Genomic DNA, 16,149 nt, shown 5'->3' with positions numbered 1-16,149 from the left:
GCATGACGGCGCACCCGCGCGACGCGGTGGTCGCCGGGCTCCCGGAGCTGTCCGGCGTGGGCCGGTGCCTCGTCATGGGCGTCGTGAACATCACGCCCGACTCGTTCTCCGACGGCGGCCGGTGGTTCGACGCCGACGCGGGCGTGCAGCACGGCCTCGACCTGCTGGCGGACGGCGCCGAGATCCTGGACGTGGGCGGCGAGTCGACCCGGCCGGGCTCGGCCCGCGTGGACGAGGCGGAGGAGCTGCGCCGCGTGGTCCCCGTCATCGAGAGGCTGGCCGCGCACGGCGCCGTCGTGTCGGTGGACACGACCCGCGCGTCCGTCGCCGAGGCGGCCGTCGCGGCAGGGGCGCGGATCGTCAACGACGTGTCGGGCAGCTACGCGGACCCCCGCATGGGGCACGTCGTGGCGGAGACGGGCGTGGCGTACGTCGCGATGCACTGGCGCGGCCACGCGGACGTCATGGACAGCCTCGAGGTGTACGAGGACGTCGTCGCGGAGGTGCGCGACGAGCTCGCCGCGCGCATGGACTCGCTGGTCGCGGTGGGGGTGGACCCGGAGCAGCTCGTGCTCGACCCGGGCCTGGGCTTCTCGAAGGCCGGGGTGCTGAACTGGCCGATCCTCGCGCATCTGGACGCGCTGAGCTCCCTCGGTCGTCCGGTGCTGGTGGGCGCCTCGCGCAAGCGCTTCCTGGGGCACCTGCTGGAGGGCACGCGCGGCCTGTCCGCCGACGAGCCCGCGCCGCCCCTCGAGCGCGACGACGCCACCGCCGCGATCTCCGCGCTGTCCGCCGCCGCCGGCGCGTGGGCGGTGCGGGTGCACGCCGTGCGCGCCAGCGCCGACGCCGTCCGGGTCGCGGACGCCTGGACGTCGGCCTCCCGCGACGTGTTGGATGCCGGGATGACCGCACCGGTACACCCCACCCACGCCGTGGGCGGAGCAGGAACCGCCGCTGATGAGGAGGGCCCCTCGTGACGTTCGCCGCAGCCGTACCGGGACCGGACGGACAGCCGCTCGACCAGATCCGCCTCGCCGGCGTCACGGCGACGGGGCACCACGGGGTGCTCGCGCACGAGCGCGCCGACGGCCAGGTCTTCAGCGCCGACGTCGTGCTGCACCTCGACACCCGGGCCGCCGCGTCGTCGGACGACCTCGGTCAGACCGTGAGCTACGCGGACGTCGCCCAGGACGTGCACGACGTCCTCGCGGGCTCCCCGGCCGACCTCGTGGAGACCGTCGCCGAGCGGATCGCCGCCGTCGTGCTCAGCCACGCGGCCGTGCAGGCCGTCGACGTGCGCGTCCACAAGCCGCAGGCGCCGATCCCGGTCCCGTTCGACGACGTCGCGATCGTCGTGCGTCGCGACCGCGCTCGCACGCCCGTGGTCGACGCGGCCCCGGCCGCCGAGCCTGCCGAGACTGCGGTGCCCGTCGCGGCGGCCGTGCCCGTCCCGCCGCTCGAGCCGGCGGTGGCGCACGCGCCCGTGCCGCCGGCCCCGGTCGCGGCGGTGCCGGTCGAGCCCGCCGATGCCGCGGCCCCCGCCGAGGCGCCCGCGCCGCCCCCGGCGGACCTGCTGGACGCCACCCCCGCCGAGCCGGTCGACGTCGTGCTGGCGCTCGGGGCGAACCTCGGGGACGCGCAGGTCACGCTCCGCCAGGCCGTGACGGACGTGGACCGCCTGCCGGGCGTGCAGGTCATGGAGGTCTCGCCGCTCGCCCGCACCGCCGCCGTCGGGGGGCCGGAGCAGCCGGACTACCTCAATGCGGTGCTCGTCGTGCGGACCACCCTGTCGCCGCGCGACCTGCTGCGCAGCACGCAGCAGGTGGAGGCCCAGCACGGTCGCGTCCGCGAGGAGCGCTGGGGACCGCGGACCCTCGACGTCGACATCGTGCAGTACGGGTCGCTCGTCGTGACGGCGCCCGACCTCGAGCTGCCGCACCCGCGCGCGAAGGAGCGGGCCTTCGTGCTCGTGCCGTGGGCCGAGGTGGCGCCGGACGCGGTGCTCGGCGGGCCCGGCGGCGGCCCGGTCGGCCAGCTCGCGGTGACCGCCCCCGACCGGGCCGGCATCCGCTGGCTCGCCCTCGACTGGCTGACCGGCCCGACGCAGAGCACCGGTCAGGTCTCCGCGGCGGCGGCCGACGCGGCGCCGTCCGCCCCGGTGCCGCAGTCCGCACCGGCGGCGCCCGCCGACCAGCCTGACGACCAGGCTGCCCACCAGCCCGCCGACCGGCCCGGGCACGACCCCGCCGACGAGGCCCAGGCGTCGTACGCGCCGGAGGCCTACGCCGAGTCGTACGCGCCGGAGTCCTACGCCCCTGAGGCCTACGCGCCGGAGGCGTACCCCGCGGAGCCCGCACAGCCCGCCGAGCCCGCGTCGGGCGGCAGCCCGGTCGTGGAGCAGCAGTACGCGCCCGAGCAGTACGCGCCGGAGCCGTACCTGCCGGTGCCCCCGGCGGCCGAGCCGCCCGTCGTCGAGCCCCCGGTCGTCGAGCCGGCTGCCGTGCCGGAGCCGCGCCGGGAGGACCCGCCCGCACCGGGGGCGCGCGCCGTCGTGCCCGACCCGTTCGGCCCCGACCCCGACCAGCCGGTCATGCCGCGCCCGTTCGCACCCGTCGGGCCGCCCGCGCCGATCCCCGCGGAACCGCGCGGCGACGCCCCGGAGCCCCCGCACGCCCCGGTGCCCCCGGCCCCGACGGGCCCGTTCCCCGCGCCCGCCGCGTCGTCGTTCGCCCCGCCGCCCCCGCGGCACGACCCGGTGCCGCCGGCCCCCGCGCCCGTCGCCGACCTGCCCGCCTTCCCGGACCCGTTCGCCCCGCTGCCGGACGCGCACCCCGGCCCGCTGCCCGGTCGCGCCGCCCCGCAGGAGCGGCTCGGGGAGGACGGCCGCTGAGATGCGCCGCACCTCCGTCCGCCTCCTCGCCGCCGTCGCCGCCGTGGTGGCGGTCGGCGGTGCCGGGCTGCTCCGGCTGCTCGAGTCGCGCGGCGTCTACCTCCCCACCGTCGCGTGGGTGGAGGACGTCGCGATGCTCGCGCTGGCGGGCGTCATCTTCTGGATGGGCTGGGCGGTGCGCGCGTACCAGAAGGGCGACCGCCCGGACCTCGACCCGATGCGCGCGGCCCGCACGTTCGTGCTCGCCAAGGCGGGGGCGCTGACCGGCGCCCTGCTCGCCGGGAGGTACGTCGCGAGCGTGCTCGTCGTCCTGGGTCAGCTGCAGATCGAGGCCCGCCGCGACCAGGCGGTCGCCGCCGCCATCGCGGCGGCGTGCGCCGTGGTGCTGTGCGTCGTGGGGCTGGTCGTGGAGAAGTTCTGCCAGCTGCCGCCGTCCGACGACCCCGACGGGGGCGACACCGAGGAGCACGCGGACCCCCTGCCGTCGTGACCGGCACATACCGGTGTCGTCCGGAGGTCGGACGCCAGACGGTGCGCAAGGGCCGGTCGGACGATGTGGCCGGCGGGGCCCCGGATGGAAGGATGGACCCATGACCAGCATCCCCGCGGGCGCCGACCCGTCGACCACGCGGCAGACCGGTCCCTTCGACCCGCCCGGCGTCGCCTGGCAGGGCGTGTCGCCCCGGCTCGTCCCGGCGCGCCTCATCTCGACGTCCGCGACGCTGGCCGTGCCGATCGTCGCGGGCGTGGTGCTCGCCGTCCTCGTCTCGCCGTGGTTCTGGCTGCTCGCCGGGGTGCCGGCCGCGCTGCTGGTGTGGGCGCTGCTTCTGGTGCCGCGCCAGGTCCGCGCGATCGGGTACGCGGAGCGCGACGACGACCTGCTGATCCGCAAGGGCATCATGTTCCGCACGCTCGTCGTCGTGCCCTACGGCCGCATGCAGTACGTGGACGTGGAGGCGGGTCCGCTGGACCGCAGGCTCGGCATCGCGAAGGTGCAGCTGCACACCGCGTCGGCCAGCACCGACGCGGACATCCCCGGCCTCGTGCCCGACGAGGCCGAACGCCTGCGTGACCGCCTCACCGCGCGGGGCGAGGCGAGGCTGGCGGGCCTGTGAGCGAGCCGAGCCCCGAGCGGGCCCCTGAGGCGGGTCACGCGCCGACGCACGAGCCGGCCGGGCAGGAGCAGGAGTGGCGCCGCGTGCACCCGGTCACGCCGTTCGTGCGGGGCTGGGCGGCCGTGGTGGCGATCCTGGTCATCGGCGGGCAGCAGGTGCTCGACGACGTGTCGAACGCGGTCAGGGCGGTCGACTCGATCCGCAGCCTGTGGTGGGCGGTGATCCTCGCGCTGGTGCTGCTCGTCGCGATCATCTTCGGCTACGCGGCGCTGGCCTGGCGCATGACGGCGTACGCGGTGGACGACGACGCCGTGCGGCTGCGCAAGGGCATCCTGTTCCGCCAGCAGCGGCACGCCCGCCTCGACCGGCTGCAGGCGATCGACGTGCGGCAGCCGCTGCTCGCGCGGCTGTTCGGGCTGGCGGAGCTGCGCCTGGAGGTGGCGGGCGGCTCCGACTCGGGCGTGGCCATCGGGTTCCTCAAGGAGGCGGACGCGCAGCGCCTGCGTGCCGACCTGCTCGCGCGCGCGGCCGGGGTCAAGGCGGCCCGTCGCACCGACCTGTCCGACGCACGGCCCACCGGAGCACGCCCAGGGTCCGACACCGTGTCGGCGCCCGGGGACGCGTCCGACGCCCAGCCCGCCGGAGCAGCCCACGCGTCCGACGACGGGCAGGACGGCGTCGCGCCCGAGGCGCCCGAGCGCCAGGTGTACGAGGTGCCGGCCACGCGCCTGCTGCAGTCGCTGCTGCGGATGCCGGGGGTGTGGATCGGCGTCCTGGTGCTCGTCGGCGTCGGGGTGGCCGTCGCCGTCACCCGCGAGGTGAGCATCCTGTTCTCCGCGCTGCCCGCCATCCTCGGCGTCGGCGGCTACATCTTCCAGCGGTTCGCGGGGGAGTTCGGCTTCCGGGCCGCGCTGTCGCCGGACGGCATCCGGCTGCGCCACGGCCTGCTGGAGACCCGTGCGCAGACGATCCCGCCGGGCCGCGTGCAGGCGGTGTCGCTCACGCAGGGCCCGCTGTGGCGTGGGCCCGACTGGTGGCGCGTCAAGGTCAACGTGGCCGGCTACGGCGGCGGCGAGGGCCAGCAGCAGGGCGAGCAGCAGCACGTGCTCCTGCCGGTCGGGCCTCGCGAGGAGGCGCTCACGGCGCTGTGGCTCGTGCTGCCCGACCTCGAGGTCGAGAACCCCGACGACACGCTGGCCCTGCTCGACGAGGCCCTCACCGGCGACGCCCGCACCGACCGCTGGTTCGTCACCAGCCCGCGCAGCGCCCGCCTGCTCGACCCGTGGAGCTGGCGCCGCAACGGCTACGCGGTCACGGGCCGCGCGCTGCTGGCGCGCGGGGGCCGCTTCGTCCGCTCGCTCGAGGTGGTGCCGCACGAGCGCACCCAGTCCCTCGGGATCGAGCAGGGTCCGTGGCAGCGCCGGCGCGGCCTCGCGTCGTTCGTGCTGCACTCGACGCCCGGCCCGATCAGCCCGGCCGTCCACCACCTCGCCGAGGACGAGGCCGCGCGCCTGCTCGGCGAGCAGTCCGCCCGGGCCCGCGCCGCCCGCGCCCACGCGGGGCCGGAGCGCTGGATGGAGGGGCAGACGGAGGCGCAGATGGAGGGGCGAGGGTGAGCGTGCCCGACGGCGGCCGCCCGGACTCCGCGCCGCCGTCCGCGCGGCCCGGCCGCCTCGGCGTCGGCGTCGTCGGCGCCGGCCGGGTGGGTGCCGTGCTCGGCAGCGCGCTGCGCGCGGCGGGCCACACGGTGGTGGGCGCGAGCGGCGTCAGCGAGGAGTCGCGGGAGCGGATCGCGACACTCCTGCCGGGCGTGCCGCACCTCGAGGTGACCGACGTCGTGGAGCGTGCCGAGATGGTGCTGCTCGCGGTGCCCGACGACGCGCTCGCGGAGGTCGTGAGCGGCCTGGCGGCGCTCGGCGCGTGGCAGCCCGGGCAGCTCGTCGTCCACACGTCCGGCCGGTACGGCGTGGGCGTCCTCGACCCGGCGCGGAAGGCCGGTGCCATCCCGGTGGCCCTGCACCCGGCGATGACGTTCACGGGCACGTCGCTCGACCTGCACCGGCTGGAGGGCTGCACGTTCGCGGTCACGGCGCCGGCGGCCGTGCAGCCGATCGGCCAGGCGCTCGTCGTCGAGGTCGGCGGGGAGCCGGTGATCGTCGCGGAGGAGGCCCGCGGGCTCTACCACGCGGCCCTCGCGCACGGCGCGAACCACCTCGTGGTGCTGGTGGCGCAGGCCGCCCAGGCGCTCGCGGCGGCCGGCGTCGAGCAGCCGGGGCGCGCGCTCGCGCCGCTCCTGTCCGCCGCGCTCGACGGCGCGACGCGCGCCGCCGACGTGGCCGACGGCCCGGGGGCGATCACGGCCCTCACCGGCCCGGTGTCGCGCGGCGACGTCGGCACGGTGCGCACGCACCTCGACGCCCTGCGGGCGCTGGCGGCCGGGACGGGCGCCACCGACGTGCCGGCGTCGTACACCGAGCTGTCGCGCGGTGCCACGAGCCGTGCGCTCGCGGCCCACCGCATCGACGACCGCGCGGCGCGCGAGCTGCTCGACGCCCTCGCGCCGCCGCCCGCGTCCCACCCCGACGACCCGCAGGAGCCCCGATGACCACCACCCCGCACACGCCCGCCGTCGTGAGCTCCCGGGCGGACCTGCACGACGCGCTGGGGGCATGGACGCTGTCCGGCCCGGAGCCGACGGACCGCCGCGCCGTCGTCATGACCATGGGCGCCCTGCACGAGGGGCACCTGCAGCTGGTGCGGGCGGCCCGCGAGGCGGCCGGCCCCACCGGCCAGGTGATCGTGACGATCTTCGTCAACCCGCTGCAGTTCGGGGCGGGGGAGGACCTGGACCGCTACCCGCGCGACCTGGGCGGCGACGTCGCGAAGCTGGCGGGCGTCGGCGCGGACGTCGTCTTCGCGCCCACCCCGGACGTCGTCTATCCCGACGGCGACCCGATCGTGCGGGTGTCGGCGGGCCGGGTCGGCGAGGTGCTGGAGGGCGAGACGCGCCCCGGCCACCTCGACGGCGTGCTCACCGTGGTGCTCAAGCTCATGCACCTGACGCGCCCCGACGTCGCCCTGTTCGGGGAGAAGGACGCCCAGCAGCTGTTGGCCGTGCGCCGCATGGTGCGCGACCTGGACGTGGACGTCGAGGTGCTCGGCGTGCCGATCGTGCGCGACGCCGACGGGCTCGCGCTGTCCTCGCGCAACGCCTACCTCTCCGACGACGAGCGGGCCTCGGCGCTCGCGCTCTCGAGGGCCCTGCGCGCGGGCGCGGACGCGGCCGGCGGGGGTGCGACGGCGGTCGTGGAGGCGGCCTCGGGAATCCTTGAGGCGGAAGCCGGTGTTGAGGTGGATTACCTCGCACTCGTCGACCCGACTACCGTGGACCCGGTGCCCGCGGACTTCCGCGGCCCCGCCCTCCTCCTCGTGGCGGCGCGTACGGGCGCCACCCGACTGATCGACAACCAGGCCGTGGACCTCGCCGGCAGCCCTGCCACCAGCGCGGATCCCCAGGAGAACGCCAGTGACTGAGCACGCGAACCGCCCTGCCTCCCTGCAGCGGCCGATGATGATCGGCAAGATCCACCGCGCCACGGTGACGCAGGCGGACCTGCACTACGTCGGCTCGATCACCATCGACGCCGACCTCCTCGACGCGGCCGACCTCTACCCGGGCCAGCAGGTCGACGTGGTGGACGTCACCAACGGCGCCCGCCTCACGACCTACGTCATCCCGGGCGAGCGCGGCGGCCGCCAGGTGAGCATCAACGGCGCGGCCGCGCACCTGGTGCACCCGGGGGACACGGTCATCGTCATCGCCTACGGGATGCTGTCCGACGCCGACGCGCGCACCTACTCGCCGGCCGTCGTGTTCGTCGACCCGGAGAACCGGATCGTCGAGCTCGACGACGACCCGGGCCAGGTGCCCGACGGCTTCGGCCTGGAGTCCAGCGGCGTGCCCTTCGCGGCCGTCCGGTGACGCCCCCGGTGAACCGTCCGTGACCGGGCCGCGGCTGGCCCGCGCCCTCGCCGCCCCCGCCCCCGGCTGGACGACGGCCGCCGACGCGATCGTCGTCGGCACGGGCATCGCCGGGCTGACCGCGGCGCTGGAGCTGCGCTCGCGCGTGCCGCGCGTGCTGCTGGTCACCAAGGGCGCGCTGTCGTCCGGCTCCACGGTGTGGGCGCAGGGCGGCATCGCCGCGGCCCTGCACCCCGACGACACCCCCGACGCCCACCTCACGGACACCTTGGCGGCCGGCGGCGGCCTCAGCGACCCGGAGGCCGTGCGCGTGCTCGTCACGGAGGGCCCGGACCGCGTGCGCGAGCTCGTGGCCCGCGGCACGTCGTTCGACGTCGGCCCGGACGGCGGCATCGCCCTCACCCGCGAGGGCGGGCACCGCGCCGACCGCATCGCGCACGCCGGCGGCGACGCGACCGGGGCCGAGATCTCCCGCGCCCTGGTCGCGCAGATCGAGGCGGTGCGCGACGACCCGGGCATCGAGGTGCTCGAGAACGCGCTCGTGCTCGACGTCCTCACCGGCGCCCCGGGCCGCGACGGGCGCCGCTCGGTCGCCGGCGTCACGCTGCACGTGCGCGGCGCGGGCAGCCGCGACGGCGTCGGCGCCGCGCTGGCGCCGGTCGTGGTGCTCGCGACCGGCGGCATCGGCCAGGTGTTCCGCTCGTCGACCAACCCGCCCGGCGCGACGGGGGACGGCATCGCCGCCGCGCTGCGCGCGGGCGCGGCCGTGGGCGACCTGGAGTTCGTCCAGTTCCACCCCACCGTGCTGTGGCAGGGCATGGGCGCCAAGGGGCAGCTGCCGCTCATCAGCGAGGCGGTGCGCGGCGAGGGCGCGCTGCTGCTCGACGTCGACGGCGCCCGCTTCATGCCGGCCGAGCACGAGCTGGCCGAGCTGGCGCCGCGGGACGTCGTCGCGCACGCCATCGTGCGGCGGATGGCCGCGACGAACGCCGATCACGTGCTCCTCGACGCCCGCCACCTCGGGGCGGGCTTCCTGCGCCGCCGCTTCCCGACCATCACGGCCCGCCTGCTGGCGCAGGGCATCGACTGGACCGAGGAGCCGGTGCCGGTGGCGCCCGCGCAGCACTACCACTCGGGCGGCGTCGTGACCGACCCGCGCGGCCGCACCTCGGTGCCCGGCCTGTACGCGGTCGGGGAGGTGGCGTGCACGGGCGTGCACGGCGCCAACCGGCTGGCCTCCAACTCGCTGCTCGAGGGCCTGGTCTTCGCGCACCGCGCCGCGCGCGACGTCGTGCGGCAGGTCGAGGACGGAGGGCCGCGCCGGGCCCCCGAGCCCGAGGAGCGTCCGGGCGGGGCGGCGCTCGTCGCGGCGGCGGCGCGCTCGCGCGTGCAGCGCGCGACGTCGGACGGCGCGGGCCCCGTGCGGTCGGCCGAGTCGCTGGAGCGCGCCGCGCAGGCACTGGCCGGGGTCCGGACGGACGCCCACCGCGCGACCGACGTCGTCGCCGACCCGCAGGTCGCCGAGTGGGAGACCACCACCGTGCACCAGGTCGCCAGCGCGCTGGTGCACGCCGCCGGCGTGCGCGAGGAGTCCCGCGGCGGGCACTTCCGCACCGACTTCCCCGCGCCGGACCCGGCGTGGCGGCGCCGCGTCACGCTCGCCCTCGACGAGGACGGCATCCTCCACGAGGTCGTACGAGCCCGCGAGGTAGTACCGAACCTGCCGAGGTAGTACCGAACCTGCCGAGGTAGTACCGGACCTGCCGAGGTAGTACGAGATTCCGCGAGGGAGCACTACCTGGGCAGGTCCGGTACTCCCTCGCGGACGGTAGCGTTGCGCATCGTGACCGACCTGCGCCCGGAGCTCTCCCGCGACCTGCCCGTGCACGACCAGCCGTCCTCCGTCGAGCCGGGGCTGGACGGCGCGTGGGTCGCCCGCGTCGTCGAGACCGCGCTGGACGAGGACCTCGGCGCGGCGCCCGGCCGCGACGTCACGACGCAGGCCACGGTGCCGGCGTCGGCCACGGGCACCGCGGATCTCGTGGCCCGGTCGACGGGCACCGTCGCGGGGCTCGTCGTGGTGGCGGAGGTGCTGCGCCAGGTCGCCGGCCGTCTCGGGCTCCCGGCCCCGACCGTGACGTTCCACGCGCAGGACGGCGACGCCGTCGCGCCCGGGCAGGTGCTCGCAGCCCTCGCGGGCCCCGTGCAGGTGCTGCTCGTCGCGGAGCGGACGCTGCTCAACCTCGCCTCCCGCGCCTCGGGGGTCGCGACGGCGACGGCGGCCTGGTCGCGCGAGCTCGCCGGGACGGGAGCCCAGGTGCTCGACACCCGCAAGACGACGCCGGGCCTGCGGGCCCTGGAGAAGTACGCCGTCCGCGCCGGCGGCGGCACCAACAAGCGCATGGGCCTGCACGACGTCGCGATGGTCAAGGACAACCACGTCGTCGCGGCGGGCTCGGTGCGCGGCGCGATCGCCGCCGTCCGCCGCACCTTCCCGGACGTGCCGGTCCAGGTCGAGGCCGACACCACCGCCCAGGCGATGGAGGCGCTCGACGCCGGCGCGGACTTCCTGCTGCTCGACAACATGCCCACGCCCGTCCTCGCCGCGACCGTCGCCGCGGTCCGCGAACGCCAGGGGCGCGACGGCGTGCCCGCGCACGTCGAGCTGGAGGCGACGGGCAACCTCACGCTCGACCGCGCCCGCGAGGTGGCCGGCACCGGCGTCGACCACCTGTCCGTCGGCGCGCTCACGCACTCCGCCCCGATCCTCGACCTGGCGCTCGACCTGCGCCCCGCGGCGGGCTGAGCCCACCGGGCGGGTGTGAGGTGCGTCGCCCGTAGAATCGACGGGTGACCACCCCGCAGAACCCCGCCTCCGCCGTGCCCGCCGTCGACCCCGCGATCGACTCCGCGGCCACGGACGACCTCCCGGAGCAGATGCGCGTGCGCCGGGAGAAGCGCGACCGGCTCCTGGAGCAGGGCGTCGAGCCCTACCCGGTGAGCCTGCCTGTCACGCACTCGATCGCCGAGGTCCGGGCCGGCTACGAGCACCTCGAGGCGGGCCAGGAGACGGACGACGTCGTCGGCGTCGCCGGCCGCGTCGTGTTCCTGCGGAACACCGGCAAGCTGTGCTTCGTCACCCTGCAGGACGGCGAGGGGCGTCGCCTGCAGGCGATGCTCAGCCTCAAGGAGGTCGGCGATGAGTCGCTGGCGTCGTTCAAGACCGACGTCGACCTGGGCGACCACCTGTACGTGCACGGCCGGGTGGGCTCCTCCCGGCGCGGCGAGCTGAGCGTGTTCGCCGACACCTGGGCGCTGGCGGCCAAGGCCCTGCGCCCGCTGCCGGTGCTGCACAAGGACCTCTCGGAGGAGGCGCGGGTCCGCCAGCGGTACGTCGACCTCATCGCGCGGCCCGCGGCCCGCGAGATGGTCCGCACCCGCGCCGGCGTCGTCCGCTCGATGCGCGACAACTTCCACGACCGCGGGTTCCTCGAGATCGAGACGCCGATGCTGCAGACCATCGCGTCCGGCGCCTCCGCGCGCCCGTACCGCACGCACATGAACGCGTACGACATCGACCTCTTCCTGCGGATCGCGCCGGAGCTCTTCCTCAAGCGCGCGGTCGTCGGCGGTATCGAGAAGGTTTTCGAGATCAACCGTAACTTCCGTAACGAGGGTGCGGACTCGACGCACTCGCCGGAGTTCGCGATGCTCGAGGCCTATGAGGCGTACGGCGACTACAACACGATCGGCGCGCTCACCCAGGATCTCGTCCAGAAGGCCGCTCTCGACGTTCTCGGCACCACGACGGTGACCCTTCCGGACGGCGAGGAGTACGACCTCGGCGGCGAATGGACGCAGATCACGATGTACGGATCCCTCTCGGAGGCGATCGGCGAGGAGATCACGCCCGAGACGACCGTCGACCACCTTCTCGCCCTCGCCGAGAAGGCCGAGATCTCGGTGGACCCGAAGAAGACGAACCACGGCAAGCTCGTCGAGGAGCTGTGGGAGCACCACGTGGGCGACGACCTCGACGCGCCGACGTTCGTGCGCGACTTCCCGGTCGAGACCTCTCCGCTGGTGCGCGCGCACCGCACGATCCCCGGCGTCGTCGAGAAGTGGGACCTGTACGTGCGCGGCTTCGAGCTGGCCACGGGGTACTCCGAGCTCGTGGACCCCGTCGTCCAGCGCCAGCGGTTCGAGGACCAGGCGCGCCTCGCCGCCGCGGGCGACGACGAGGCGATGGCGCTCGACGAGGACTTCCTCACCGCGATGGAGCACGCGATGCCGCCGTCGGGCGGCATGGGCATGGGCATCGACCGGCTCCTCATGGCGCTCACCGGCCTCGGAATCCGCGAGACCATCCTTTTCCCGCTCGTCAAGCCGACGGCCTGAACGAAAGTCATCCTATGGACACCTTTCTCGCGATCATGAGCGGGCTCGCCCCGTCGGTCGGCGTGGGCCTGCTGTTCTGGCTCGCGATGCGCAAGATCCTGCACGCGGACCGGAACGAGCGGATCGCGCTCGAGAGGATGGACGCGGAAGAGGCGGCGGCGGCTGCGGCCGCCTCTTCCGAAAGTGAAACTCGCTGAATTCTGTCGCGCGATTCCCGTGCCGGGGATTCGGATTGACAATCGAGTGATCCGAGGGGCATTCTCACTTCTGTCCGAATGTCGTGACCGAGGGGAATCCACGTGGTCCAGAAGCAGCAGATCGTCCTGATCGACGATATCGACGGGGGCGACGCCGACGAGACGGTCACCTTCGCGCTCGACGGGGTCTCGTACGAGATCGACCTCACGGCCAAGCACGCGGCCGAGCTCCGGGACGCCTTCGCCACCTGGATCGGTCACGGTCGCAAGACCACGACGCGGCTGGGCGGCGGCACGCGGAGCGCCGCCCGTCGCACGGGCACCGACCGCGCGCAGCTCGCCAAGATCCGCGAGTGGGCCCGCGAGAACGGCCACAAGGTGAGCGACCGCGGCCGCATCCCCAGCTCCGTCCTCACCGCGTACGAGGCCGCGCACTGACGGTCGCACCCGCACGCCCACGACCCCCGACCGGGCTCCGGTCGGGGGTCGTGCGCGTTCCGGGGCGGCGGTCGTGCGGTCATAGGCTGAGGCCATGACGGAACGGGACGCGCGGGCGCAGCTCTGGGTCGGCACCTACCCGCATCCGGGCGGTGGCCCCGGCAGCGGGGAGAGCATCTGGCGGGTCGCGCTGGGCCCGGACGGCGCGGTGGAGGCGGCGGCGCCGGCCGTGGCCGCCACGTCGCCCTCGTTCCTGGCGCTGCACCCGACGGGGCGCACGCTCTACGCGGTGGGCGAGATCCCCGCGGGGACGCTCTCCGCGTTCCGCGTGGAGGACGCCGCCGACGGCGTCCGGCTCGCGGCGTCGGGCTCCCTCTCGGCGGGCGGCGACGACCCGTGCCACGTGCTGGCCCTCGAGGGCACCGTGTGGGTCGCGAACTACGGCGACGGCGTCGCCGCGTCCGTGGACGTCGACCCGGCGACGGGTGACCTCGCCGCGGAGGGCGTCGTCGCGCACCCCGGCGTGGGCAGCGGTCCCGTCGTCGAGCGGCAGGCCGGCCCGCACGCGCACTTCGTGGCCGAGGCCGGCGACGGCGTGCTGGTGTGCGACCTGGGCGCCGACGTCGTACGGCGGTACCCCGCCGGGGGCGCCGAGGCGGGCGTCGCGGCTGACGTCGCCGCGGTCCTGCCGCCCGGCACCGGGCCGCGCCACCTCGTCACGCTGCCGGACGGCTCGCTCGTCGTCGTCGGGGAGCTCGACGCCCGCGCGCACGTGCTGGTGCGCGACGGCGCCGGGTGGACGGCCGCGGCGGCCGTGCCGGTCTCCCCGGCGGCGGAGGCGGGCCGCGACTTCCCCGCGCACGTCACGCTGAGCGCCGACGGCGCGCGCCTGCACGTCGGCCTGCGCGGCGCGGACGTGCTCGCCGTGCTCGCGGTGGCGACGGACGGCGGGACGCCGGTCCTGCGGCACCTCGCCGACGTCCCGCTCGGCGACGGCGCGTGGCCCCGCCACCACGCCGTCCTCGGGTCCGCGCAGCCCGGCACGGACGCCGACGGCGCCGAGACCGTCGTCGTCGCGCTGCAGGGCCGCAGCGAGCTCGCGACGGTCCGGGTCGACCCCGCGACGGGCACCGGCGAGGTGGTGGCGCGGCACGCGCTGCCGACGCCTCCCGCCTGCGTGCTGGAGTCCTGATGACCACCCCCGGCGAGCGGCCCGGTCCGCGGGTGGCGATGCTGTCGGTGCACACGTCGCCGCTCGACCAGCCCGGCACCGGGGACGCGGGCGGCATGAACGTCTACGTCATGGAGCTGGCCCGCGCCCTGGCCCGCCGGGGGGCGGAGATCGAGATCTTCACGCGTGCGACGGCGTCCGCGCAGCCGCGCTGGGTCGACGTCGAGCCGGGGATACGGGTGGTGCACGTGTCCGCCGGTCCGTACGAGGGGCTGGACAAGAACGACCTGCCCGGCCAGCTCTGCGCGTTCACCGCCGGCGTGCTGCGGGCCGAGGCCCACCGCCCGCCGCACTGGTACGACGTCGTGCACAGCCACTACTGGCTGTCGGGGCAGGTGGGCTGGCTGGCCGCCGAGCGGTGGGACGTCCCGCTCGTGCACACCATGCACACGATGGCGCGCGTGAAGAACGCGGCCCTGGCCCCGGGGGACACCCCGGAGCCCGTGGGCCGGGTCGTCGGGGAGGAGCAGGTGGTCGAGGCCGCCGACGGCCTGGTCGCCTCGACCCGCGAGGAGGCCCGTGACCTCGAGGGGGAGTACCGCGCCGACCCGGACCGCGTGCACGTCGTGGCGCCCGGCGTCGACCTCGAGGTCTTCCGCCCGCTCGAGCCCGCGGCCGGGCAGGACGACGGGCGGGATGTCGATGCGGCCCGCCGCGCCCTGCGCGAGCGGCTCGGCCTGCCCACCGACCGGAAGATCGTGCTGTTCGCGGGCCGCGTCCAGCTCCTCAAGGGCCCGGACGTCCTGGTCCGCGCGCTCGGGGTGCTGGCCGACCACGCCAGCTCGGGCGACGCCGCCGAGCCCGAGGCGTGGTGCGACGGCGGCGGCTCGCGCGTGCCGACGCTCGTCGTGCTGGGCGGCGCCAGCGGCCGTGCGACGGCGGTGCGCGAGCTCGAGGCGCTGGCGCACCAGGTCGGCGTCACCGACCACCTCGACGTGCGCCCGCCGGTGCCGCGCGAGGAGCTGGTCGACTACCTGCGCGCTGCGGACGTCGTCGCGGTGCCGTCGCACAACGAGTCGTTCGGCCTGGTGGCCGCCGAGGCGCAGGCGGCGGGGACCCCGGTCGTCGCGGCCGCGGTGGGCGGGCTGCAGACGGTCGTGGTGGACGGGACGTCCGGCGTCCTCGTGCCCGACCACAGCCCGTGGACGTGGGCGCGCGAGCTCGGCGACCTCCTCGCCGACGACGAGCGCCGCGCCCGCCTCGCCGCCGGCGCCCGGCGCGCCAGCGAGCGCTTCAGCTGGGACCGCGCCGCCGCGGCGATGCTCGACGTGTACGCCCAGGCGGCGAAGGTGCACCGGGCCCGCTCGTCACGGTAGCCCCGGGAATGGATCGCGCGGGCAGGGAATTGCACGTGGCATGCCGATCACCGGAGAGTACGTCCCCAGCCCCTCCACCCGCGCCGCGAACCAGGTCGAGCAGTACGAGAGCTCGGGCGGCACGAAGGGCACGACGATGCGCGGGATGCCCGTCGTCATCCTCACGACCGTCGGCGCGAAGACCGGCGCGCTCCGCAAGGCCCCGCTGATGCGCGTGGAGCACGACGGCACGTACGCCGTCGTCGCGTCGCTGGGCGGCGCCCCGAAGCACCCGGTCTGGTACTACAACGTCCTGGCGAACCCGCGGGTGGAGCTCCAGGACGGCCCGGAGAAGCACGAGTACGTCGCGCGCGAGGTCACCGGCGACGAGAAGGCGCTCTGGTGGGAGCGGTCGGTCGCCGCGTACCCCGACTACGCGGACTACCAGACGAAGACCGACCGCGAGATCCCCGTGTTCGTGCTGGAGCGCGCGGACTCCTGACCCGGCCGCTCGATCCGGCCGCTCGGTCCGGCCACTCGATCCGGACGGCGCGAGTCCGGGATCCGACCCGCGGTGCGGGCGGCGCCGGGCAGCAGGCAGGA

Annotated in this window: 16 protein-coding genes; all 16 read left to right on the top strand. The window is 76.0% G+C overall.

The features are described 5' to 3' along the window. Positions 1-2 precede the first annotated feature (2 nt). Entirely contained in the window at positions 3-977 is a 975-nt protein-coding gene (folP, locus tag ACFCZN_RS16610) for a dihydropteroate synthase (RefSeq protein WP_430557476.1), read from the top strand. Next, positions 974-2,890 (top strand): 2-amino-4-hydroxy-6-hydroxymethyldihydropteridine diphosphokinase, encoded by a 1,917-nt coding sequence (folK, locus tag ACFCZN_RS16605; RefSeq protein WP_430557475.1) that lies wholly within the window; start codon positions 974-976, stop codon positions 2,888-2,890. Before folP ends, folK begins: the two co-directional genes overlap by 4 nt. A 1-nt stretch (position 2,891) precedes the next feature. Then, complete coding sequence (locus ACFCZN_RS16600) at positions 2,892-3,380, top strand: DUF3180 domain-containing protein (RefSeq protein WP_429766779.1); 489 nt, start codon at positions 2,892-2,894, stop codon at positions 3,378-3,380. 100 nt (positions 3,381-3,480) lie between these two features. After that, positions 3,481-4,005, top strand: coding sequence for a PH domain-containing protein (locus ACFCZN_RS16595; protein ID WP_429766780.1), 525 nt, complete (start codon positions 3,481-3,483; stop codon positions 4,003-4,005). Then, positions 4,002-5,621 (top strand): PH domain-containing protein, encoded by a 1,620-nt coding sequence (locus tag ACFCZN_RS16590; protein ID WP_430557474.1) that lies wholly within the window; start codon positions 4,002-4,004, stop codon positions 5,619-5,621. The genes ACFCZN_RS16595 and ACFCZN_RS16590 overlap by 4 nt, the downstream gene beginning before the upstream one ends. Continuing rightward, the gene (locus ACFCZN_RS16585; RefSeq protein ID WP_430557473.1) at positions 5,618-6,610 is read left to right on the top strand and encodes a Rossmann-like and DUF2520 domain-containing protein; all 993 of its coding nucleotides are present in this window, start codon (positions 5,618-5,620) and stop codon (positions 6,608-6,610) included. The genes ACFCZN_RS16590 and ACFCZN_RS16585 overlap by 4 nt, the downstream gene beginning before the upstream one ends. After that, entirely contained in the window at positions 6,607-7,539 is a 933-nt protein-coding gene (panC, locus tag ACFCZN_RS16580) for a pantoate--beta-alanine ligase (RefSeq protein WP_430557472.1), read from the top strand. Before ACFCZN_RS16585 ends, panC begins: the two co-directional genes overlap by 4 nt. Before the next feature lie 34 nt (positions 7,540-7,573). Beyond that, positions 7,574-7,987, top strand: a complete 414-nt coding sequence (gene panD / locus ACFCZN_RS16575) for an aspartate 1-decarboxylase (RefSeq protein ID WP_429766833.1) — start codon at positions 7,574-7,576, stop codon at positions 7,985-7,987. A 19-nt stretch (positions 7,988-8,006) separates the two neighbouring features. Continuing rightward, positions 8,007-9,719 (top strand): L-aspartate oxidase, encoded by a 1,713-nt coding sequence (locus ACFCZN_RS16570; RefSeq protein WP_430557471.1) that lies wholly within the window; start codon positions 8,007-8,009, stop codon positions 9,717-9,719. Positions 9,720-9,839: 120 nt separating this feature from the next. Beyond that, positions 9,840-10,793, top strand: a complete 954-nt coding sequence (gene nadC / locus ACFCZN_RS16565) for a carboxylating nicotinate-nucleotide diphosphorylase (RefSeq protein WP_430557500.1) — start codon at positions 9,840-9,842, stop codon at positions 10,791-10,793. Positions 10,794-10,924: 131 nt separating this feature from the next. Next, a complete protein-coding gene (lysS, locus tag ACFCZN_RS16560) occupies positions 10,925-12,385 on the top strand; it encodes a lysine--tRNA ligase (RefSeq protein ID WP_430557499.1) in 1,461 nt (486 codons plus the stop codon). 14 nt (positions 12,386-12,399) lie between these two features. Then, positions 12,400-12,582: a hypothetical protein gene (locus tag ACFCZN_RS16555; protein ID WP_429766786.1), complete on the top strand. Its 183-nt coding sequence runs from the start codon at positions 12,400-12,402 to the stop codon at positions 12,580-12,582. Positions 12,583-12,684: 102 nt separating this feature from the next. Beyond that, positions 12,685-13,020 carry a histone-like nucleoid-structuring protein Lsr2 gene (locus tag ACFCZN_RS16550; protein WP_429766787.1) on the top strand — a complete coding sequence of 112 codons (336 nt, stop codon included), beginning with the start codon at positions 12,685-12,687 and terminating at the stop codon, positions 13,018-13,020. 94 nt (positions 13,021-13,114) lie between these two features. Then, positions 13,115-14,212 (top strand): lactonase family protein, encoded by a 1,098-nt coding sequence (locus tag ACFCZN_RS16545; RefSeq protein ID WP_430557470.1) that lies wholly within the window; start codon positions 13,115-13,117, stop codon positions 14,210-14,212. Beyond that, positions 14,212-15,567: a D-inositol-3-phosphate glycosyltransferase gene (gene mshA / locus ACFCZN_RS16540; RefSeq protein ID WP_430557469.1), complete on the top strand. Its 1,356-nt coding sequence runs from the start codon at positions 14,212-14,214 to the stop codon at positions 15,565-15,567. The genes ACFCZN_RS16545 and mshA overlap by 1 nt, the downstream gene beginning before the upstream one ends. A 40-nt stretch (positions 15,568-15,607) precedes the next feature. Then, entirely contained in the window at positions 15,608-16,048 is a 441-nt protein-coding gene (locus ACFCZN_RS16535; RefSeq protein ID WP_430548225.1) for a nitroreductase family deazaflavin-dependent oxidoreductase, read from the top strand. Positions 16,049-16,149: the final 101 nt, after the last annotated feature.

Source organism: Isoptericola sp. NPDC056134, from assembly GCF_042264825.1.
GTDB classification, from domain to species: Bacteria; Actinomycetota; Actinomycetes; order Actinomycetales; family Cellulomonadaceae; genus Isoptericola; species Isoptericola nanjingensis.
The sequence above is the reverse complement of the archived record's forward strand: the minus strand, read 5'-3'. Positions and strand labels throughout refer to the sequence as shown.

Coding starts and splice junctions, on each gene's coding strand:
- ACFCZN_RS16545 (WP_430557470.1), top strand. CDS start 13,115: ATGACGGAACGGGACGCGCGGGCGCAGCTCTGGGTCGGCACCTACCCG.
- ACFCZN_RS16600 (WP_429766779.1), top strand. CDS start 2,892: ATGCGCCGCACCTCCGTCCGCCTCCTCGCCGCCGTCGCCGCCGTGGTG.
- ACFCZN_RS16595 (WP_429766780.1), top strand. CDS start 3,481: ATGACCAGCATCCCCGCGGGCGCCGACCCGTCGACCACGCGGCAGACC.
- ACFCZN_RS16535 (WP_430548225.1), top strand. CDS start 15,608: ATGCCGATCACCGGAGAGTACGTCCCCAGCCCCTCCACCCGCGCCGCG.
- lysS (WP_430557499.1), top strand. CDS start 10,925: ATGCGCGTGCGCCGGGAGAAGCGCGACCGGCTCCTGGAGCAGGGCGTC.
- panC (WP_430557472.1), top strand. CDS start 6,607: ATGACCACCACCCCGCACACGCCCGCCGTCGTGAGCTCCCGGGCGGAC.
- ACFCZN_RS16555 (WP_429766786.1), top strand. CDS start 12,400: ATGGACACCTTTCTCGCGATCATGAGCGGGCTCGCCCCGTCGGTCGGC.
- panD (WP_429766833.1), top strand. CDS start 7,574: ATGATGATCGGCAAGATCCACCGCGCCACGGTGACGCAGGCGGACCTG.
- folP (WP_430557476.1), top strand. CDS start 3: ATGACGGCGCACCCGCGCGACGCGGTGGTCGCCGGGCTCCCGGAGCTG.
- mshA (WP_430557469.1), top strand. CDS start 14,212: ATGACCACCCCCGGCGAGCGGCCCGGTCCGCGGGTGGCGATGCTGTCG.